Here is a 19,400-nt window from a genome sequence, read left to right as displayed (position 1 = left end):
TGAAGGAGTGGCGATTGTCCCCTTAAAGTTAAGGCAGTAGCTTAAAGTAATCGCAGTGGCTTGGACGGATGATCAAAAAGTCTTGATGGTCAAGCAGTCAGATAATATATTTCAGGCAGGACAACTACAGGCAGGATTAACGCTTCGTCAATGCTTTGAGCAACAGCCAAAACACGCTTATGGCTGCGATCGCTCTGAGCAGTCAGCGCAAAAAGAAAATTTGTATCTAAAATTGCCGTCATGCAGGGTCGTTAGATTTGAGGTTCTAGCCATGAATTGGATCAATTCCATTGTGCAGAATTTCCTCATCCCGCTCTAAAATATCAGTTTGACTGGAAGCGCCTAAACCTGCAACAGCGAGAAGAAAATTGGAAGCGTTACTATCAGAATTTTTGGGTTGAACAGACTTGTAGCGGAGATAATCCAGAAAACTAGCAAGCCCAAGCAAAACTTCGTCAGGCAAGGCACTGTGACCGTCTCAATTAGCTCCTGTCGATCTACAGTAGTTCTGTCCATTGCTATTAGCTAAGAGAAGAGATTGCTCTCATTCTACTTCCTTACTGGATGAGACGTTGAGATGCGATCGCTCTTTGCTTATCCTACAGTTGGTTATTCTACTACACCTGCAGAGGGTCCAAAATCATCCGGCAACTTCTCAATTGGAATATTTAGCTCTCTACACAGCGCCTTGACTTGAGGAATCGTGGGTCTAGCGATTGTTTCACCTGCTTCCCAGCGCTGGTAGGTGCGAAGCGGAATATTGCAACGCCTAGACAGCTCCTCTTGAGTCAAGCTAAGCCCTTCTCGTAATTGCTTTAACGGTGATTCAGCTTGCTTTGACAACCTCTTCCACCAAAATGAAATTATGACAACCCGACACGACACCTTGACGTAAGATTTTGGTCATGGCATCATGTCGTAAAGACATTCGCTCAATCGAGTAAGCAACTTAAGCGGGGCTTGCAGGAGAGATTCCTTGCGCCCAAGAGTTGCTTCCTTCTAAGTGTCTCACCAAGGAGACGCTTACTAGATACATCATGCCATTCAAAGGCTGAATAACTGCCATTCGCACAGCGAACGGCTCTTTTCTGCTGGCTGAAATTTCCTTGCAAACCCTAGCGCGATCGCAGCAGCAGCGATCGCCCCTATTTCCCATGCCATCCTATCGAGATTCCCTGCATCCCTGGTGCATCGTCCGCTCTTTTCCCAACGCTCATACCCTGGTTGTCGCTCGTTTTCGTCGTCGCAACGATGCAGAAGCTCAGTTGAGAGCCTTGCAACGTCTGATTCCAGTGGCGACCTTTTGCATTGTGTTCGATGCAGGACAACGTTCTGACCAGCCTGAAACCGAGGGAGAAGACAGCTAAAGGCGATCGCTAATCATGTCAGTGCCCAGGTGTGAGGGCGATCGCTGAATTTTCTGATGGTAGGAATTTGCCTCGCTTCACAGATGCCGTGTCTCTGCGGGTGCCGCCCACCAGTTGTTGTTGCGTCCATCGGCATACTGAACCGGAGCATCAACCAGCTCTTGCAGATCTACGTTGTCGAGGGCAGCGAGTTTGACCGAAATGTAGTCACCGCCAAGCTCTTCAAGGTATCCACGTCCAAACGGGCGGACACCACAGTGTTTGCAGAATAGATGATGACTGCTCTTGGTATTAAACTGGTAGTCACTCAGATCGTCTTCACCCGCGAGCAGTCGAAATGCGTCAGGCTTGATGATCACGCTCCAGTTTCGAGTCTTAGTACAGATTGAGCAATTACACTTGCCTGTGCCCAAACTCAGATCGATATCTGCTTCAAAACGAACAGCGCCGCAGTGGCAGCTTCCAGCGTATGTCTTTTTCATTGGTGCATCTCCATAATGACTTCATAAGAACTTTGCTGACCGAGTTTCAGAAAATTCTTATCCTCAACCTCTCAGGAATCAGAACAATGGTGACTCGCTTTCTCTCTCGTATTATCTCTCGCCTTAATAGAACAACAAGGTTTCCTGCGATCGCCTTTGTTGGCTTTACAGCCTTGCTTCTGCTCTGGTTTATATCTCCCGTTTTGTCTCAAGAATCGTTAGAAGAGAAGGTATTTAACGAGGTTTGGCAAACAGTTAACGATAATTTTTATGATGACGATTTTAACGGAATTGACTGGGCAGCAATGCCAGACAAGTATAGACCTCAAATCAGGCAAGTACAAAGTCGTCAGCAGTTTGCGGAGGTCATTAATCAGATGCTAGCTGAATTGCAAACCTCCCACACCTACTTTTACACCCCAAGCGAAACTGCTTACTACCAACTTTTAGGGATTTTTCAACCTGAAATCAACGATCTACCAGCTGCTGCAAAAGCACTATTTCCCAACGATAGATATGAGTACACCGGCATTGGTATTTTCACTAAAACCAGCCACGAAAAAACTTTTGTCAGCGCGGTTTTGGAGGGTAGCCCAGCGGCGATCGCAGGTTTAAGGGTAGGCGATGAATTACTTAGTGTAGACGGCAACCCCTATCAACCGATTGAGTCATTCACAGGTAAAGCAGGACAGAGCGTAACGCTGTTGATTCAGCGATCTGCTGATCCCACCAGTCAGCAGGAGATTAATGTTACTCCTCAAACATTCGACACAACGATCTTGTTCAAAGAGGCGCAGCAAGCAAGTACTCAAGTGGTTGAGCAACAGGGTAAACGCATTGGCTATATTCACATTTGGTCAAATGCGGCTGATCTTCATCAACAGCAGATGATGGAAGATTTGATGTTTGGCAAGCTCGCCGATGCCGATGGTTTGGTATTAGATATTCGTGACGGATGGGGAGGAGGTTCGATCGCTTATCTCAATTTCTTTACGGGCGAGAGTCCGAGCATCACCAGTATTAGACGAGATGGAAATGCATTCATCGCCGATTACCGCTGGAAAAAACCCGTAGTTCTTCTGATGAATGAGGGCAGCAGAAGCAGCAAGGAAATTATCGCCTTTGGCTTTCGGCAATCTGAAATTGGGACTTTAGTCGGCACGACCACCGCAGGCGCAGTCGTAGCAGGACGTGGCTTTATGATGCAAGACGGCAGTTTGCTATATGTTGCTGTAGCGAATGTGTTGGTAGATGGCAATCAGAGATTAGAAGGAAAGGGAGTAACCCCAGATATTCCTGTGGTTTTTCCGTTGGAATATGCAGAGGGCGTTGACCCTCAAAAGCAGCAGGCGATCGCTACATTGGTTACTGCTATTGAACAGCAACACCACCATTAACTGCAACCGCTTTATTGAGAGAAGATAAGAAACAAAGCAGAGTTTCGTACCCGCTAACGTAGCGCTACGCACATACTTTAAATTCGATGTATAAATTTTGTAGGGGCATAGCAATACCATGCCCCTGCGAGGGGGTTGAGAACCGTGAATCATACCCGCATTCAGCAACGCCTCAATTGCTTTTTTACGGTGTGCCCGTATGCGACTCCGTTATGTTGTTGCTGTCACTTGGAGGTGGCTCTGGCTCTGCACCTGAGCGAAGTGCAGCGTTCACCGTAACACTTTGAACACCCTTGATTTCTCTGGCAAGTGTCTCAATCTTATCGAGTTGAGCTTGATCAACCACGGTGCCTGCAACTGTTACTGCGCCATCTTTTGCGTCAACCGTCAACTCACTTGCAGGTAGATTAGCTTCAAGTTTTGATCGCACCTCACTCTGCAAGTCGCCATCTGCTTTCTCAGCATCACCCCCGGTTATGTCATTGCGCTGCTCAGCAGCGCGAATATCAGAATTTAGCTGTCTGCGACGTACCTCGGAAGTTGCATCGTCTTGATTAGTTTCGGCAGTGGGTTGATCCAAATCAGCTTCAGCATTAGCCGCCGAATCAGGAGCACTGCTGCTGGTTCGAGCAGTGGAGCAACCTACGGCACTGATTAACAAAACGCTACCCAAAAGTAATGAAGTTACTTTTTTCATAATCTGATCCAATGATGTTGTTAAAAACGTTTACTGCACAAACTTTGAAGGCAAATTCAAAGGCAAATTATTTGGCAGCAATGCATTAGAAATAGCCTGAAATTTCTAATACTTTCTAATGCTTTTAATGCATTGCTGATAGAACGATGCCTAAGTGCGATCGGATGGGAAATCAACTGGGCCCTCCACTCTCGGATGTCCTTGAACATTGACATCCAGTTCTTCATGACGAACGGTCTCTTCGGCATTCACAACTTCCTGGTTGACTTCCTTCCGTAAGCTGACTTCTTCTCGCACAAAGGCTTGTTTTTGGATGTTTGGTGTTTCTTCGTACATCTCCATCCGCATTACTTCGCCTTCACGGAAGTCCGCATCGCTAGGAGCTACAGCTTTACCGATTTCAGACGAAATGCGCTTAACCACAATGCGCTCTTTCTCGATTGGAACTGCAACCCTAGCTGTCTCTGTTTCAACGTGCTTGCTAACCGTTACCTCGCCTGCTTTTTGCCGGGTTTTCCCGACCCGCAGTTGTTCTTCGTAAAGCCGAACTGATTCACTATCAGTGACTGCTCGAACCGGGGTTTCAACGGTGCTACTCGGCGGGTTGATTGGAGCAGCAACAGGTTGCGCCTGCTCAACGGTTTGGGTGTGGGAAGCATCCGTTACGTTGTAAATGCCCCAGTCTTGAATGGTGTGCCGCTTGAGAACTTGTTCAGCATGTTGAACGTCGGCATCTGTACCTTGCACCATGACCAAGTAGTCACCACGAGAAACGCGATCGCTATAGACTTGTGCTTCTTTTTCAGGAATGCCTAGCCCAACCAGCGCTCCCAGCAAACCACCTGCTGCTGCTCCAATTGCGGTTCCCGAAAGAGCCGTCGCCAGCACGGTTGCTCCAGCCCCAGCTAACATCACAGGCCCGATGCCAGGAATTGCTAAAACGCCCAAACCCACTAACAACCCAGTGAGTCCCCCCAAAGCGCCTCCTGATACTGCACCTGTTTTGGCTCCGTCATCAGCTTTGTTGCCTACATGCTCACTCACGCTTGCACCAGCAAGTTTATCAGTGCGGTCATCTCTGGCAATTACAGAGACTTTATCCATTGGGAAGCCACTACGCTCCAGCTCATGCAGCGCTTGTTCTGCTGCACGTCGAGTGGGAAACGTTCCGATCGCTCTTCTGGTTTGAGTTAAAGCCATACTTCCGCCCTTTCATCTAAAGTAAACCTGTATTTCTTACTTCATGTTGGGTCAGCTTGACGGCAGTCGTGTTCCCCTAAAGACTGAGCCCAAAATGCTCGAAAGAAATAGCTTTCGGCTAATACCTTATATTGCTTTCAGCCCTATGAATACTTTTGTTCACTCCTTTTCCACTAAATAATTCAGGGATGTATCCCTGCTTCCCTTGATCTTTTAGTACCTAATCTTTAATCGGGAAGAGAGTAAAGTATTTAGGTAATTTTTACTTGAGGTGGTAGTGGTAAGATTAAAATACTCTACACAAGAGTGTTCGCGTAGCGCTTGCACTAGACTTGCCTGCCCAATTGGGTTGTGTGATTGAAGCACAATTCAGCGATCGCAAACACAAAGTAAATCAATCTGATATTTCTAATCCCTAACACCGAGCTTTAATCCTTGCTTTACCCGTATGAATCCTTTGAAGTTGCGCCCTGAAGATTGCTCAGCCTTTGGACAGTTGGTGTTGCAGTATCTTCAAGACAACCCTCAAACCAACATGAGTCAGCTTGCTAAACAAGTGCATATTTCTCGTGCTGGATTGGGCTGGATTTGCCTCAAGCGCAGTGGTCCCGATGAGGAAACTGCTAAGCGGATTTCAGAGGTGATTGGCGCTGATCTACGAGAGGTTGCACGACTAGTGCATGAAAACAAAGTAGAAAATTTGTCAAATTTGGGTGGGTTAAACTACGTTGCTAAGGTGAATGGCAACAGGGTGAAGCGATTGATTCCCGTCTCTGATGCTCTCGCGGGGTTAAATAGTCTTTATCAAGCATTTCATCAGGTCACAAGAAGCGTCTCACTTGCCGAGAAGCCGTCAGAGTTCCAAATTTACAAGCAGTCGTTTGAACTGCTAAAAGCACACCTTCTCAAACCTAAACAGAGATCTTCTAAACATTCTGATAGCTTTAATTCGCCTGATCAAAATTGATATCTTTACCAGATTGATATCCTTGTCAGGCTGAAGCAATGCCTTGCTCAGAGGTTCGCTCCAGACACACTGTCTCCTGACTAGCGTTTCATTCACCAATGACATGAGGAAGAAAAGCCCGTCTCACTTCCGATGCTCCCCGTAGGCTTGGCTCAATCGTCGCTGTGAACCAGGATAGATCGCCTTTGAGGAAATGAGCGTGGAGATCAACGAGCTTTCCATAGCGGTTGGCGATCTCTTGAATTGCTGTATTTATGCGCTGTAGGTTTTTGCGGGCGATCGCTGGCTCAATTCCTGAAAAATTGAGCCTATCATCTCCCAAGGTTGGATCGTACACATTACCTAGCAAAACGGGGCGAATGGGAAGGCGCTGCACAAAGGTGTCGAGAGCGTTAGCAAAGGTGGCAATTCCTGGTCCTGTATCTTGCATGAGTCCACGAAGCAGATCGTTCCCACCAACGGTGATCAGGGCAATTGCTTTTCCTTCAACCCGCAATCCTTGTGCTTGAGTGGGCAGACCCGCAACGGTTGCCCCATCAACGGCACGATGTTCAAGTCGGGCAGATCCATGTGAGGTAAGGTCTTGACCCTGAAATTCGGGAAACAGGCGATCGTCGTTCTGAACCAGCAGTTGTCCTGGATGAACGCCAAATTCGTTGTATCGTCCGCAATCTAAGATCGAATCACCGAATGTGTAAAGGGTTGTCATGGTTTGCTCCTGCTGAGTGTTTTGCTCCCGCTGATTGCAGCCCAAAAGTGCCAGGAGGCTTACTCCTCCGACTGCCCGAATCAATTGTCGTCGCGTCACTCGCAACGAAGTCATCTCTATTCTCCTCCTTGTCCGACGTTGATTAAGCCGGATAGATCCGCAAACGACGGTTCGGTTCTACTCCAAAGCTGCTAGATTTGAGCCGATAATGCTCAATAAATTCATGCTGCAGCTTGCGAACATGAGCGGAGCGTGGCAGCAACTCGACAGGCTGACCTTTTGGAATCACCACTTGCTCAACGGCTAGTCGCGCTTCTTCCAGGGCATCCCACTCATCATCTTCATCACCGCTGTAAGCAGACTCGCTTGATTCCAAATCAGGCTCTACCGATTTGTCCTCTTGTCCCAATGCCTGCTGTAAGGTGCTGGCAATGTGAGCAACGGTGTTGGCTTTAACCGCATAGATCGGCAGCCCATAGCCTTCTGCCATCCGTCGTAGGTTGGCGTGTTTTCTTAAGTTTGCCTTCAGCGTCAAAATTGCATCTGCTCGTTCAACCCCACCCACGACTCGAACCGGCAATTTCAGTTGTTCAATTACTTGTTCAACCAAACTCCGACTCATTTGGTAGGGGTAAAGAGATAGCGATGTCTCTGAGTTGTTTTGAGCCGGTGGAATTGCGTCTATCTCCCAATCGCTCAGTAAGCGCTCAGGTTGGGGAATCACCAGCGGTTCCGTCTCCACGCGCTGTGGAAATGGCAGCACATGCCCTGCTGCATGTCGTTTGAGTGTTGGTGTGGATGGTGTAGAGTATTGCCCACCCCGACCTGTTCGCCGCCCTAAGGGCACTTGTGGAATCTCTTGGGTAATCGTAATCTGTCCCTGCTCATTCACGGTTCTGATTTGACGCGCAGGTTGATTTCCACGCAGGAGGCGATCGATGGTGTCGGTTACACTCTCATGCACAACCCACTTTTGGCGTTCCTGCATTTCAACCGCGATCTCGAAGGTTGGAGGTGCTTTGCGCTCTAGCACACTCTTCTGGGAACCACGACGACGAGCTTCGTCATCACCCAAGGTGACAGACTGGATACCACCCACTAGATCTGATAGGGTTGGGTTCTTGATCAGGTTCTCCAACTGATTGCCGTGAGCCGTACCGACGAGTTGCACCCCGCGTTCGGCGATCGTTCGGGCTGCTAGTGCCTCTAGTTCAGTGCCGATCTCATCAATTACGATGACCTCTGGCATGTGGTTTTCCACCGCCTCAATCATCACCTGATGCTGTAACTCAGGACGCGCTACCTGCATTCGTCTTGCCCGTCCGATCGCTGGATGAGGAATATCCCCGTCACCTGCAATTTCATTGGAGGTGTCTATGATCACGACCCGCTTGTTCAGATCATCTGCCAGGACACGAGCAATTTCCCGCAAAGCTGTCGTCTTACCCACACCTGGACGACCCAACATCAGAATCGATTGTCCTGTTTCGACTAGGTCGCGAATCATGGCGATCGTTCCTTCGATCGCACGACCGACCCGACAAGTTAGTCCGATAATTTCGCCTTGACGGTTGCGAATGGCACTAATGCGGTGCAAAGTTTGTTCAATTCCTGCCCGATTATCTGCTCCAAAATGACCCACGCGGTCAGTGCAATCTTGCAATTGCCCCTGAGTGACCACTTGCTCTGAGAGATACTCGGCTTGATTGGGAAACCGGGCTTCTGGTCGTCGTCCTAAATCAAGCACCACTTCAACCAAAGCGTCGCGCTGAGGATGATGATATAACGATTGCCCAATCTCCTGAGGCAGCATCTCCAGCAGTAGCTGAAGTTCGTTTGTTGTATGCATTCTATAAACTGGCGTATCAGCGCCGATAAAAGAACGTAATTTATGTTGCAAAGCTTGCTTTTACCAAGTCCCAGGTAGCAAAACGTAGCAGATGAGTGGGGACTGGGTGGACTGAGTGAATTGTATAAATGTCTTTGATTTACATCCTAGACCTAGGAATCTTGCTATAGAAGATCTTGATTGTAACAAACCTACCTTTAAAGTATTGGATGAGAACCGAACATTTTAGTGCGGATCGTGGCGTTGCTAAATGCGGGTACGACTCCCGGATCTCAATCCCCTTTGTAGGGGCATGGCATTGCCATGTCCCCACGAAATTCATACATCAAATTAGCAGTAAGTTGGCAATGCCTGGAGCATTTCTTTCAATACAAAAGCTGCTTAAAGAAAATAAGCCAAATGGTAGAACGCACACAGGGGGAAAGCTCCCAGTTACAAAACTTTAGATGGAGCAAACTCAAGTATTGGATAGATTAACCTTAAAATCATATTCTAAACAACACTTCCACTTTCACTATGCAATCTGAATTCTCAATGCCCTATCAGACTGGTGCAAAAATGCCTCAAAACTCCAGTCATGTTAAAAACTCCAGCAAGGCAAAACTGACGACCTCAATTTCACCTCCCAACATTGAGGGTTCTCCAAAAGAGCAAAATTGACGTTCAGGAGGGTTGCAGTATCTCCAACAGTTGCTTGGAAGGTATGCTGAGGCGTTTCGCTACGAAATAGGTAGTTTGTGTGGCGATCGCCCTCATTCAGGGCTTGCTCGAAACAACCATTTTCTACAAGTTGCCTTTAGAAGATTACATCCAAAGTTGAATCTACAGACCGGAAGGAAACGTTTCTGGAACTTCTGTCGCTTCAGGCTGGCCTAGGTGATCGAGCGGTTCTACTGCGTGGGTATGGTCAATGTGAATTACTGCATCAAATTGTGCCGGAAGTTGAGCTTTAAAGTAATGGCTTCTACGCTCGGTTCGGGGTGAATAGACCACCCCGATCGCCCTTTCTAGGCGTGCTTTTTGCAGTCCTGTAATCGCTGAATTATCCTGACGTAGATTCAACCAAAACTGAGGCAGTTCAACCTGATGAAAGACTGCTTCGTAGCTTCCGGGTAAAGCCGGTCTAACTTGCTTTACCTCGACCGGATCTCCCCAATGAGAAGCTGCTGCTACGGTTCCGCTGTAGGTAGTAAAACCAATGAGAACAGCCTCTTGTCCATAACGTTCTCGCACCAGTTGCCCTAAGTTCCACTCACCTGCTTTTTTCATATCGGTTGCCCGTGCATCTCCCAGGTGAGAATTGTGCGCCCAGACAACAATCTTGGGCTGTTTTCCCTGGCGGTTAAGGTGGGCAGTGAGATGATCTAATGTCTCTGCCATGTGGCGATCGCGCACATTCCAGGAACTCTCTCGATCTTGAAACACTGAGCGGTAATAGGCTTCTGCGTTTTTGACTAGACGGGCATTTTGTTCTGCGTAGAAGAAGTCATCCTCTGCTACACGTCCATCCCGTTGAGCATACTCTCCCTTATGGCGCTGCAATTCCATCAATTGATTGATAGCTTCATCTTCGCAGGGAGTGGTTAAGCCAAAAGTGGTCGCGTACCCGTAGCTTTGCGAGTCTTCGCCAGCCTGGTCAAAGCAGGAATAACGGTGACGGGCCTGTTTTGCTGCTTCCGGATCAACCTGTTCTAGATATTTCAGCACAGCCTCCATTGAGGCATACATACTGTAGAGATCTAGCCCATAGAACCCTACTTTTGCGCCATATTCAGGCAGGGTGTCGTTATATTGACGAAGCCAGTCTACGAAGTTTAATACGTCTGTATTTCGCCACATCCACAGCGGAAAGTCTTGAAAATCGTCCAAAGCGTCTATTGCTGTTGCATCTTCGCCAATGCCCCGGACAAAGCGATTGACCCGATCAGCGTTGGGAAAATCAGCTTCTACTGCTACTGCGACAAAACCTTTCTCCTGAATTAACTGTTTTGTCAGGTCTGCTCGCTGCTGATAAAACTCATGAGTGCCGTGGGAAGCTTCTCCAATCAACACAAATCGAGCCTCCCCAATAAGCTCCAGCAAAGAATTATAGTCTTGCTCGGCTCCAGTTAAGGGATGAGCAAGTTGTTGAATACTGTTTATTAGAGGGGCGATCGCTTCCGACATGACTTTCAAAAAGCCTCGATTGAATTTAGCTATGATAGTGCTTACATCAGATCAATTTCGCGAAACAGTTTCCATCGCGATGATGTCATAATACTTCCCTCCAAATATCAGTGATGACAAAAAGCTGTGTTACTCTTTCGTGAGTTTGCTTTCATAGTATTGAGGGTCAAAAATAGCTCCATCCGCCCTTAGGATTAGTGCTATTTCACAAAGGACAGTATTCAGTGTCACGCGTATTGGTAATTCACAACAGTGTATGGATCTTTCCAACTTTGAATAACTGAGAGCAATCCTAAATGGATTGTGAGAGTCCACTTTTTAGGGGGTGCCTCTCACAACCTACTCATCTCACCAGTGATTTAGGACTGCTATAGATGTAGTGAAAACTACGAAGCTTCACGTGAGTCTAGCGACACAGATATGATGATTGATGCCAATCTTGCTATTTAATCTTGCTAGAAGCCATTTTCAACACAGCTTGTAGCAACGTATCTGGGTCAACAGGCTTGGCCAAATGCTGCTGAAATCCTGCCGCAAGTGCTTGCTGTCGGTCTGATTCTTTAGCATCGCCTGTTAGGGTGATCGCTGGCACCTGCCCCCCTTGCTCCGCCGTCAATTCTCTAATTCGGCGAATCAAGGTATAGCCATTTTCCTCAGGCAACCTAATCTCACTCACCAGGATGTCTAGTTGTCGCTTTAGAAACGCTTGCAGTGCGTCGCTGGTTGAACGAACTGCTGTTACATCCGCACCGTAAGTCTCAAACAGAAAAGCGAGAAATTGAAGGTTGTCATTCCCATCGTCTACGACCAACACCTTTAAACCGTTCAGGTTTAGATCATTATTTGAAGTCATAGAGCAGGAGCTTTAACAAAATCTTTGAATATGGTTAATTATGCTCACTGAGAAACTCGCCTATCGTCGTCTAGCTTACCAAGCTTCAGATCTCTGTCTTTAGATAGATGCATTGCAAAGGTTAATAGTGGCAATCGACACATTGGCGGATTAAGCGTTATCCCTGCTCTTTCCATTCCCTTTAAAGATAGATGTTGTTCAAGACAGTTCAGGCAATGTTGGAATGACTCAATCAAAAAAGGGAAGTTATGGCAATCGAAGGGGTAATTCTGGATGTGGACGGCACCCTGGTCGTGAGTAATGATGCTCATGCGCAAGCTTGGGTTGAAGCATTTGCGGACTATGGCTATGAAATTTCTTTTGACCAAGTTCGTCCTCTCATTGGCATGGGTGGCGACAAGGTTGTTCCTCGCATGGTTTCTTCCCTGAATGGCAAGAATGGCACTGGCAAGGAAATCGCCAATCGACGTAAGGAATTGATTATCAGTAAGTTTGGTGCTCAACTTCCACCAACAAAGGGGTCACGGGAGCTAGTGAAGAAGTTGCAGGCAGAGGGACTGCATTTAATCATTGCCAGTTCTGCGACTGAGGAAGAAATGGGAGTTTTACTCAAGGCTGCTCAGGTCGATGATTTGATTTCGGAATTCACGACTTCTAGTGACGCAGAAGAGTCGAAGCCAGAACCAGATTTGGTAGAAGCTGCTTTGGATAAAGCCCAGTTGCAGCCCGATCGCACCATCATGCTAGGAGACACACCCTACGACATTGAATCAGCAGGGAAAGCGGGTGTGGGCGTAATTGCCTTTCGCACAGGTGGATTCAGTGATGAGCAGCTTCAAGGGGCGATCGCCATCTACGACGATCCGAGTGACTTGCTAAATCACTATGAGACCTCGGCGATCGCAGGGGAGGGTTGACCTTCTGCTAGAGCTACAAACCGGGGCGACAGCAGCGCAAAACGCAACGAATTTAACTCAAAGGCTTTTGAAGCACTGGTTTGTAGTTTAAACATCACTACAGCTTCATCATTGGCTCATTCTAAGGATATGGCGATCGCCCCTACACTCATTCCATTAGTTGGAGGGAAGCGAATAGTTCATAGCCATAGAATGGTTGCCAATGCTCCGTTTTGGAGTAATTTTCGCGTCACTATTTAGAGTTAAACTTTCACAACTTTCTAGCACAACAATAATAATAATGTTCCTCGCCCGGATTACGTTATCCTCACTGCGTGCGTATTGGACTCGACTGCTCAGGCGACCCCAGGGGCGATCGCTGTCATCGTTTTCTCTGGTGTTTGCGATCGCCTTGAGCTTGAGTCTTGTGCTTTCTGCTTGCGATTCAGGTCTGTTGAATAAATATGTTGCAGTACCTTAATTTAGCATTGGGTTAGATCGAGAAAATGTGATTCGGTTAGGGCATCAAAAATATGGAACGCTGAGCATTGTCAGAATGCAGCGATCGGTCGAAGAACGACTGAAACCCCTCGGCGTTACGGTGCGCTGGAATCAATTTTCCACCGGGCCACAATTGCTAGAAGCGTTGAACGCGGGTCGGCTTGACTTTGGACATGCTGGAGAAGCTCCCCCTGTCAATGCTCAAGCCGCAGGAGCGTCCTTGCTCTATGTGGGTAGTCAACCTCCCAACCCTGTAGGCGAGGCAATTTTAGTACTCCCAGATTCTCCAGTTCGTCAGGTTGCTGACCTAAAAGGCAAAAGAATCGCATTCAACAAAGGCTCAAATGTGCATTACTTTGTGGTGAAAGCACTGGAAAAAGTCGGATTAGACTATAGCGATATTGAACCTGTTTTCTTGCCACCCGCCGACGCACGAGCCGCCTTTGAGCGCAAGAGTGTGGATGCCTGGGCAATTTGGGACCCCTTTTTCGCAGCGGCTCAATATGCAACTGATGCTCGAATTTTGACAGACGGGCAGGATATTATTGCAAATCGTGAGTTTTTTCTATCTTCACAGCACTTTGCCCAAACCCATCCCGATCGCCTTCAAATGGTTTTAGATGTCATTGCAGAGACGGCTGAATGGGCAAAACCACGACCCAGAGAGGTTGCCGCTTTAATATCACCCCTACTGGGCATTAATATTGAGGTTTTGACACAAGTTTCTGCTCGAACAAGCTATGGTCTGAATCCAATCACACCAGAAGTTGTCGCTTATCAACAAGAGTTAGCTGACACATTTCATCGTCTGAAGCTAATTCCAAATCAGATTGATGTCAAACAAGTGGCGATGATGAATCCACAGATGAATCAACAAACAAATCAACAACAGTCATCATCGTTAGAGCGATCGCCAGTTACCACTAACCCATGACCCCAGAAAATTGATATGCACCGCAGACTTCCTAAAGTAGTCATAGGACAACTCACTCCTTGGATTTTGCCCATCACTTTGCTCATTCTTTGGCAAATTTTGGTACAAATAGGCTGGCTCTCAACCAAAGTATTGCCTGCACCATCTGATGTGGTGATTGCAGGAGGACGGCTAGCTCTGACAGGAGAATTATCTCGTAACCTGATTATTAGCACCGTGCGTGCCATCATCGGATTCTTAATCGGAGGCTCCATCGGCTTTGGTTTAGGATTGCTGAATGGTATTGCCCGTCCTGCCGAAAAAGTGTTAGATACCTCCGTACAGATGATCCGCAACATTCCCCATTTAGCCCTGATTCCACTCGTCATCCTGTGGTTTGGCATTGGCGAAGAGGCAAAGATCTTTTTAGTCGCGTTGGGTGTCTTTTTCCCAATCTATCTCAACACCTTTCATGGAGTTCGCTCAGTTGATCCAGAACTGATTGAGATGGCAAAGTCCTACGGTTTACAGGGCTGGTCCTTATTCAGAAAAGTGATTTTCCCAGGAGCATTAAGTTCAATTTTGGTGGGTGTGCGCTATGCGCTCGGCATCATGTGGTTGACGTTGATTGTGGCTGAAACCATTACCCTGGACTCTGGCATTGGCTACATGGCGATGAATGCGCGTGAGTTTATGCAAACCGATGTCGTCGTCTTGAGTATTCTTATGTACGCCATTCTTGGAAAGTTAGCCGACGTTGCCACCCGTGCGGTCGAGAAGAAATGGTTGAAGTGGAATCCAAACTACCAGTCGGTTTAAGCAGAAGTTTTAAAGCATGTCATTAATAAGGAATTAATAAAGGTGTATCACTATGGAAAGGGCAAGCGGTGCAGATGTAAAAATCATGGGTTTAACGAAAACCTATGGGGATAAAACAGTTCTACAAAATCTTGATTTAGAAATTGCACCCGGAGAGTTTGTGGCGATCGTTGGGCGTAGCGGTGGCGGTAAAAGTACGCTCCTGCGGTTGATTGCAGGATTTGAAGAGGCGACAGACGGAGGCATCCTGATTGATGGAATGCCATTGCATGGACGCAATCGAGCAGCCTGCACCATGTTCCAAAATGCGCGTCTCCTGCCCTGGGAGCGAGTGCTTGAGAATGTTGGATTAGGACTACATCAGAAAAACTGGCGACAACAAGCACAACAAGCGTTAGCACAGGTCGGATTAGCGGAACGAGCTGGGGAGTTTCCGGCTGTTTTGTCGGGTGGTCAAAAGCAGCGGGTTGCCCTCGCTAGATCTCTGGTTAGAGAGCCGCGCTTACTCATGTTAGATGAACCGCTTGGTGCCCTTGATGCCTTGACTCGAATTGAAATGCAGCGGCTAATTGAAAGCATTTGGCAAGAAAAACAGTTCTCTGTGTTTCTCATCACTCATGATGTGGATGAAGCGGTAATGCTTGCCGATCGCGTCCTCTTAATTGAGCACGGTCAGATCAGCCTGGATATGCCTGTACCACTGCCTCGCCCCCGGCAGCGAAAATCACGGGCGTTTGTAACCTTGGCAAAAGACATTCTAGAGCGGGTAATGGGAAATCAGGTTGATTTAATGAGTGTTTAATCAGCTCAATATTTCAGGGAAGCCAAAACCTCGTTGTAGGGAACAACCCCTGCGACAGCATGGCTCACCTGTTGAGCTACACGAGGGTTCTGTTTCATCAGCCAGATCAGCAGGTAGTTCATGAACGAGAATTTTCTCAACGCTTTAATACGCAGACCCGCACGCAAGTCGGCTTCAAAGTGAGATTCATAAAGATATTGCCAATTTTCTGCCACTTGATCGGCAGTACGACTCATGTTAATGGCTTGAGCAACATGAAAGCCACTGAGAACTGCATTGGCGATTCCCTCGCCAGTTAAGGGATCGGTTAGATTTGCAGCATCACCAATCTTAAGGATTCTTCCATCAGTCACTTTGTTGCCTTTTTTAGCCGTTGCTAAAGGAAACACTTTTGGCGGTTGCTGGCTCACTACCTTGCTAAGCATCTGCTGTGCCGTTTGATTGTTCTGGATGAACTGTTTAAAAAGTTGAATGACATTGATGTTTAGCTTTTGGTATTCATCTAACCAGACTCCCACTCCAACGTTTAATTTAATCAGGTCATGTTGCGTAGAAACGGGGAAGATCCAACCATAACCATTTACACCCAAGCTGCGGTCAAAGTGAATTTGAGCTTCATTCAACACCGATTCGGGTAAATCTTGTTGCTTTAGAGTCCAGTAGGCTCGAATGGCGATCGCATTCACTTCACCCGCATAAACACCACGAGCATCAATGATCGTATCAAACGCATCATCCAAACCCTGACGATGCCAGTCATTCTTGTGAACCGTCTGAGTGAGGAAATGACATCCTGCATCCATTGCTCGTTCATACAGGAGTTGATCAAACACCACTCTAGGAATGCAATACGCCTCCAAGTTGGTTTGTTCACTATGACCAATTTGGTTGGAAACTCCTAGAAAAAAATGATGAATTGGAGCATACTCTAAAGCTAACTTCTTAATATCGTGAGGGTAAATTCCCATCATCGATATTGCCTGAATCGATTCAATGCTGACGCCATCGCCGCAGACCTTATCTCTTGGAAAAGCCTGTTTATCAATCAAGGTTACGTCATGTCCGCTTCTAGCTAGATGATATCCGGCTGAACATCCGGCGGGACCGGCACCCACGATCGCAATCTTGGACATTATTCAACCTCAATATGCAACCTCAATGAGAAATCAGCAAACGGCTCCGAAAGAAAAAGGATGCTGAGCTACCTGACCATTGAATTAACTGCTCTGCCATATCTTGAACATCTTGTTGTCGTCTGACTTTCTTATCCGATAGGTAGACTCCCAGTAATGCCTGATTAATCAATTGATGGAATTGGGTATGAGGAAGTTGAGAAACACTTTTTGTCGCATTTTGAATGAAATGCTTGAATCGCCCCAGCATATCATCCCGATCTCTGTAGTAGAAACAGAAGTTTAGATCTCCGTTCACTCGATCCTCTTCCTGATCGATCAGATAATCTAATAGAATATGCAATCCCTGAACCCAGGGAAAGTAGCTATTTTTGACTTGATCGGTGAGTTCATCTGATAGCTGATAATCTAATGCGTAAGCCACCAAGCAAAAAATTCCTAGAGTTGAGCCAGCGCAAGCAGAAAACTCATACCATCGCAGCTCAGGGAGTTTTTTTTGATAGGAGGAGAACCACATTTTTAAGCGCGGAACTCGCTCTTCAACCTTGACGTGCTTATGAACCTGTAAATTGCAGTAATAATCTGCTAACTCATGCAAGGTTGGGGCGATCGCTGCGTAATTGGGTATCTGGCAAATTACTTCCTGACACGTTCTCACTAATGCTTGTAAATAGCCACCGTCTGCCTGATCGTCTCGAAATCGGTAATAGTTTGTGTCCTGTGAACCGGGTGTAAGCGCATCCAGCAGGGATTGATGCAGGGCAGCAAAATCTTCAGGATCGAGTGAGTTGCTGCGATCGCACAGATTGTCTAAGTAATCACTAATCGTTTGATAGGTCACAATAAACTTAATCGCATTTTGCCAATGTCGTTTGGCAAGCAATCCATAAATTGCGCCACCTTCGCAGTGAAACTGTTTTGCTTCGATACTAGCTAAGGCTTGTTTACGAAGTTCTGGACTTGGAATTTCTTGTGCCCGAAGCTTCCACCTTTTCAGGTAGCCTCGAACCTTTGGAATCACCTTAAGGCGGGTTTCCAGGACGAGCGCCCAAGGAGAAACTGGAATATTCATAGAAGCCTAAAGTTCTGCAATTTTCAATGCTGCTGATAAGGTTGCTATTACTCTAGGAAGGCTGACCCAATTCACCCTCTCTATATAGGCGGACTTAATTTTGATTGCTTCTTCTACAAATTCATTAGACTGGAGGGATATCCCTATCTGCTGAAGACTTTCTGCGCCGCTAACGAGAGCGGAAACTCCTAGAATGACCGTCAGATAGAGCTAGTAGAGAGGCACACCACCAAGCATGATTTATGAATGATGATCCGGTCAAACTTCATTTTCAAGTGATCCGGCAGCGAATTGCGGCGTTGCAACAGGAAGATGCAGCAGCTTGGCAAGAAATTGATGTTGCGCTTGAAGACCTGCAGGGATGTGTGAGGAGATGCAGAAAAATTTGGAGGCAACCGAGGTTGTCCAGAATGATTTACTGCATTATCGCGATTTGTTTCGGTCCTGCCCGATCGCCTATTTAGTCACTGGCGCTGATGGGGTGATTCTGGAAGCGAACGAGGCGATCGCCAAACTCCTTAATGTACCGGAACGTTATTTAGTTGGAAGACCTCTCGCTTTATATGTGGCAGAAGGCGATCACCCCTCCGGGGAACTGCGAAGCAACCGCTTGGACTTTCGGACTCGATTGAACCAGCTTTCTGAAGCCCGTGAAACACAGATTTGGCAGATAAATTTATGCCCACGGGACGGGCAACCGTTTGCGTCTGAGTTGCATATTGCGCCCCTTGCGGTATCGACGAAGCAGCACACTCATAGTCCGGGTGGGCTAATTAAAACTTTGCGGATTGGGGTATACGACTTAAGCCGCTCTCAGCAGGTCGTTTCGCCTACAGATTTGCACGAAACAATGGCTCGTCTGGCTGAGCAACAACCTTGGGAAGCCAAACAAGCAAAAGGGATATCCCTAATGAAATTACCTCATGCTCTGGATGGCTTACGAGTGCTGGTAGTCGATGACGAAGCAGACATCCGCGAATTTATCACCACTGTTTTGGAATCCTATGGCATTGGGGTCAGGGCAGTTGCTAGCGCAGCGGCAGCGTTAGAGGAGCTAGAGCAATTTCATCCTGATGTGTTGATGAGTGATATTCGGATGCCCAATGAAGACGGTTATAGCCTGATTCGGCAAATTCGGGCGTTAGAAGCTGGGCAGGGAGGGCACATTCCTGCTGTCGCAATCACCGCTTACCTAGACGAGGATCGGGAGAAAGCATTGAAGGCGGGCTATGAGACACATTTGCACAAGCTAGCTCATCCCACTACATGGATTGAGATGGTGGCTCAATTAGCTGGATATTGATGAAAGCGGTAAATTTTGAGGGCTGGGCATCGGGATTCATCCTAATTTTCTGCCTATGTCTTTGATCGCTTCGCTCAAGCGGAAGTCTCCAGCAGCCATTCACCGGGAGGAGTGGGAATTGGGCTGGCGATCGCACGTCACCTAACCGAGTTGCACCACGGCACGATCGAGGTCGCCAGTGAGAGAGCAAGACAAGGAGCAACCTTGACCGTCCGATTACCATTCATGAACGCGGCTGAACTGAACTCAAAAGCCTCGGAACAGAAAGCGTAAA

Annotated in this window: 22 protein-coding genes and 1 pseudogene; 11 read left to right on the top strand and 12 right to left on the bottom strand. The window is 47.3% G+C overall.

Annotated features, from left to right (window positions below):
* Window positions 1-89: 89 nt before the first annotated feature.
* The 3 genes and pseudogenes from H6F88_RS27810 to H6F88_RS27800 all read right to left on the bottom strand — a co-directional run bounded on the left by H6F88_RS27810 (window position 90) and on the right by H6F88_RS27800 (window position 843).
* The gene (locus H6F88_RS27810) at window positions 90-242 is read right to left on the bottom strand and encodes a hypothetical protein (RefSeq protein ID WP_199333831.1); all 153 of its coding nucleotides are present in this window, start codon (window positions 240-242) and stop codon (window positions 90-92) included.
* Between the two features lie 23 nt (window positions 243-265).
* A pseudogene (locus tag H6F88_RS27805) lies at window positions 266-516 on the bottom strand (hypothetical protein).
* 93 nt (window positions 517-609) lie between these two features.
* The gene (locus H6F88_RS27800; protein ID WP_199333829.1) at window positions 610-843 is read right to left on the bottom strand and encodes a helix-turn-helix transcriptional regulator; all 234 of its coding nucleotides are present in this window, start codon (window positions 841-843) and stop codon (window positions 610-612) included.
* A gap of 263 nt (window positions 844-1,106) precedes the next feature.
* On the opposite strand from H6F88_RS27800, the gene H6F88_RS27795 reads away from it, so the two are divergent.
* The gene (locus H6F88_RS27795; RefSeq protein WP_242050743.1) at window positions 1,107-1,367 is read left to right on the top strand and encodes a hypothetical protein; all 261 of its coding nucleotides are present in this window, start codon (window positions 1,107-1,109) and stop codon (window positions 1,365-1,367) included.
* 77 nt (window positions 1,368-1,444) lie between these two features.
* Here the strand turns inward: H6F88_RS27795 and H6F88_RS27790 are convergent, their stop codons facing one another.
* A complete protein-coding gene (locus H6F88_RS27790) occupies window positions 1,445-1,849 on the bottom strand; it encodes a GFA family protein (RefSeq protein ID WP_190646048.1) in 405 nt (134 codons plus the stop codon).
* A gap of 86 nt (window positions 1,850-1,935) precedes the next feature.
* Here H6F88_RS27790 and H6F88_RS27785 point away from each other — a divergent pair, with 86 nt between their 5' ends.
* Window positions 1,936-3,246, top strand: a complete 1,311-nt coding sequence (locus H6F88_RS27785) for a S41 family peptidase (protein WP_190646047.1) — start codon at window positions 1,936-1,938, stop codon at window positions 3,244-3,246.
* Between the two features lie 184 nt (window positions 3,247-3,430).
* Here the strand turns inward: H6F88_RS27785 and H6F88_RS27780 are convergent, their stop codons facing one another.
* Window positions 3,431-3,943, bottom strand: a complete 513-nt coding sequence (locus H6F88_RS27780; RefSeq protein ID WP_190646046.1) for a BON domain-containing protein — start codon at window positions 3,941-3,943, stop codon at window positions 3,431-3,433.
* A gap of 150 nt (window positions 3,944-4,093) precedes the next feature.
* Entirely contained in the window at window positions 4,094-5,143 is a 1,050-nt protein-coding gene (locus tag H6F88_RS27775; protein ID WP_190646045.1) for a YsnF/AvaK domain-containing protein, read from the bottom strand.
* A gap of 448 nt (window positions 5,144-5,591) precedes the next feature.
* Between H6F88_RS27775 and H6F88_RS27770 the strand changes: the two genes are divergently transcribed.
* Window positions 5,592-6,110 (top strand): helix-turn-helix transcriptional regulator, encoded by a 519-nt coding sequence (locus tag H6F88_RS27770; protein ID WP_190646044.1) that lies wholly within the window; start codon window positions 5,592-5,594, stop codon window positions 6,108-6,110.
* Between the two features lie 88 nt (window positions 6,111-6,198).
* Here the strand turns inward: H6F88_RS27770 and H6F88_RS27765 are convergent, their stop codons facing one another.
* From H6F88_RS27765 to H6F88_RS27750, 4 genes are all read right to left on the bottom strand, one after another.
* Window positions 6,199-6,933: an SGNH/GDSL hydrolase family protein gene (locus H6F88_RS27765; RefSeq protein WP_190646043.1), complete on the bottom strand. Its 735-nt coding sequence runs from the start codon at window positions 6,931-6,933 to the stop codon at window positions 6,199-6,201.
* A gap of 28 nt (window positions 6,934-6,961) precedes the next feature.
* Entirely contained in the window at window positions 6,962-8,668 is a 1,707-nt protein-coding gene (locus H6F88_RS27760; RefSeq protein ID WP_190646042.1) for a R3H domain-containing nucleic acid-binding protein, read from the bottom strand.
* Between the two features lie 822 nt (window positions 8,669-9,490).
* Window positions 9,491-10,834: an erythromycin esterase family protein gene (locus tag H6F88_RS27755; RefSeq protein ID WP_190646095.1), complete on the bottom strand. Its 1,344-nt coding sequence runs from the start codon at window positions 10,832-10,834 to the stop codon at window positions 9,491-9,493.
* A gap of 442 nt (window positions 10,835-11,276) precedes the next feature.
* Window positions 11,277-11,687, bottom strand: a complete 411-nt coding sequence (locus tag H6F88_RS27750) for a response regulator (protein ID WP_190646041.1) — start codon at window positions 11,685-11,687, stop codon at window positions 11,277-11,279.
* Window positions 11,688-11,935: 248 nt separating this feature from the next.
* Between H6F88_RS27750 and H6F88_RS27745 the strand changes: the two genes are divergently transcribed.
* From H6F88_RS27745 to H6F88_RS27730, 6 genes are all read left to right on the top strand, one after another.
* Window positions 11,936-12,604: an HAD family hydrolase gene (locus H6F88_RS27745; protein ID WP_190646040.1), complete on the top strand. Its 669-nt coding sequence runs from the start codon at window positions 11,936-11,938 to the stop codon at window positions 12,602-12,604.
* 111 nt (window positions 12,605-12,715) lie between these two features.
* Window positions 12,716-12,844, top strand: coding sequence for a hypothetical protein (locus H6F88_RS34195; protein ID WP_277882241.1), 129 nt, complete (start codon window positions 12,716-12,718; stop codon window positions 12,842-12,844).
* A gap of 40 nt (window positions 12,845-12,884) precedes the next feature.
* Window positions 12,885-13,064 carry a hypothetical protein gene (locus H6F88_RS32870; RefSeq protein ID WP_199318487.1) on the top strand — a complete coding sequence of 60 codons (180 nt, stop codon included), beginning with the start codon at window positions 12,885-12,887 and terminating at the stop codon, window positions 13,062-13,064.
* A 27-nt stretch (window positions 13,065-13,091) separates the two neighbouring features.
* On the top strand, window positions 13,092-14,018 hold the full coding sequence (locus H6F88_RS27740; RefSeq protein WP_199333827.1) for a sulfonate ABC transporter substrate-binding protein: 927 nt from the start codon (window positions 13,092-13,094) through the stop codon (window positions 14,016-14,018).
* A 15-nt stretch (window positions 14,019-14,033) separates the two neighbouring features.
* On the top strand, window positions 14,034-14,816 hold the full coding sequence (gene ssuC / locus H6F88_RS27735) for an aliphatic sulfonate ABC transporter permease SsuC (protein ID WP_190646039.1): 783 nt from the start codon (window positions 14,034-14,036) through the stop codon (window positions 14,814-14,816).
* A 52-nt stretch (window positions 14,817-14,868) separates the two neighbouring features.
* Entirely contained in the window at window positions 14,869-15,618 is a 750-nt protein-coding gene (locus tag H6F88_RS27730) for an ATP-binding cassette domain-containing protein (protein WP_190646038.1), read from the top strand.
* A gap of 5 nt (window positions 15,619-15,623) precedes the next feature.
* On the opposite strand, the gene H6F88_RS27725 is transcribed toward H6F88_RS27730, so the two are convergent.
* Both H6F88_RS27725 and H6F88_RS27720 read right to left on the bottom strand, forming a co-directional pair.
* Window positions 15,624-16,751 carry an NAD(P)/FAD-dependent oxidoreductase gene (locus H6F88_RS27725; RefSeq protein ID WP_190646037.1) on the bottom strand — a complete coding sequence of 376 codons (1,128 nt, stop codon included), beginning with the start codon at window positions 16,749-16,751 and terminating at the stop codon, window positions 15,624-15,626.
* 22 nt (window positions 16,752-16,773) lie between these two features.
* Entirely contained in the window at window positions 16,774-17,823 is a 1,050-nt protein-coding gene (locus H6F88_RS27720) for a tetraprenyl-beta-curcumene synthase family protein (protein ID WP_190646036.1), read from the bottom strand.
* Window positions 17,824-18,196: 373 nt separating this feature from the next.
* Between H6F88_RS27720 and H6F88_RS27715 the strand changes: the two genes are divergently transcribed.
* Complete coding sequence (locus H6F88_RS27715) at window positions 18,197-19,126, top strand: response regulator (RefSeq protein ID WP_199333826.1); 930 nt, start codon at window positions 18,197-18,199, stop codon at window positions 19,124-19,126.
* Window positions 19,127-19,237: 111 nt separating this feature from the next.
* Window positions 19,238-19,399, top strand: a complete 162-nt coding sequence (locus tag H6F88_RS34705) for an ATP-binding protein (RefSeq protein ID WP_347277754.1) — start codon at window positions 19,238-19,240, stop codon at window positions 19,397-19,399.
* Window position 19,400 lies beyond the last annotated feature (1 nt).

Source organism: Oculatella sp. FACHB-28 (genome assembly GCF_014696015.1).
Classification (GTDB): Bacteria; Cyanobacteriota; Cyanobacteriia; order Elainellales; family Elainellaceae; genus JAAUTN01.
Note: the sequence above shows the minus strand (reverse complement) of the source record. Positions and strands in the feature narration are given on the sequence as shown.

Bases quoted from the DNA above. Each gene is read 5' to 3' on its own strand.
- H6F88_RS27810 (WP_199333831.1), bottom strand. From the start codon at position 242: ATGACGGCAATTTTAGATACAAATTTTCTTTTTGCGCTGACTGCTCAG.
- H6F88_RS27790 (WP_190646048.1), bottom strand. From the start codon at position 1,849: ATGAAAAAGACATACGCTGGAAGCTGCCACTGCGGCGCTGTTCGTTTT.
- H6F88_RS27785 (WP_190646047.1), top strand. From the start codon at position 1,936: ATGGTGACTCGCTTTCTCTCTCGTATTATCTCTCGCCTTAATAGAACA.
- H6F88_RS27780 (WP_190646046.1), bottom strand. From the start codon at position 3,943: ATGAAAAAAGTAACTTCATTACTTTTGGGTAGCGTTTTGTTAATCAGT.
- H6F88_RS27775 (WP_190646045.1), bottom strand. From the start codon at position 5,143: ATGGCTTTAACTCAAACCAGAAGAGCGATCGGAACGTTTCCCACTCGA.
- H6F88_RS27770 (WP_190646044.1), top strand. From the start codon at position 5,592: ATGAATCCTTTGAAGTTGCGCCCTGAAGATTGCTCAGCCTTTGGACAG.
- H6F88_RS27765 (WP_190646043.1), bottom strand. From the start codon at position 6,933: ATGACTTCGTTGCGAGTGACGCGACGACAATTGATTCGGGCAGTCGGA.
- H6F88_RS27760 (WP_190646042.1), bottom strand. From the start codon at position 8,668: ATGCATACAACAAACGAACTTCAGCTACTGCTGGAGATGCTGCCTCAG.
- H6F88_RS27755 (WP_190646095.1), bottom strand. From the start codon at position 10,834: ATGTCGGAAGCGATCGCCCCTCTAATAAACAGTATTCAACAACTTGCT.
- H6F88_RS27750 (WP_190646041.1), bottom strand. From the start codon at position 11,687: ATGACTTCAAATAATGATCTAAACCTGAACGGTTTAAAGGTGTTGGTC.
- H6F88_RS27745 (WP_190646040.1), top strand. From the start codon at position 11,936: ATGGCAATCGAAGGGGTAATTCTGGATGTGGACGGCACCCTGGTCGTG.
- H6F88_RS32870 (WP_199318487.1), top strand. From the start codon at position 12,885: ATGTTCCTCGCCCGGATTACGTTATCCTCACTGCGTGCGTATTGGACT.
- ssuC (WP_190646039.1), top strand. From the start codon at position 14,034: ATGCACCGCAGACTTCCTAAAGTAGTCATAGGACAACTCACTCCTTGG.
- H6F88_RS27730 (WP_190646038.1), top strand. From the start codon at position 14,869: ATGGAAAGGGCAAGCGGTGCAGATGTAAAAATCATGGGTTTAACGAAA.
- H6F88_RS27725 (WP_190646037.1), bottom strand. From the start codon at position 16,751: ATGTCCAAGATTGCGATCGTGGGTGCCGGTCCCGCCGGATGTTCAGCC.
- H6F88_RS27720 (WP_190646036.1), bottom strand. From the start codon at position 17,823: ATGAATATTCCAGTTTCTCCTTGGGCGCTCGTCCTGGAAACCCGCCTT.
- H6F88_RS27715 (WP_199333826.1), top strand. From the start codon at position 18,197: ATGCAGAAAAATTTGGAGGCAACCGAGGTTGTCCAGAATGATTTACTG.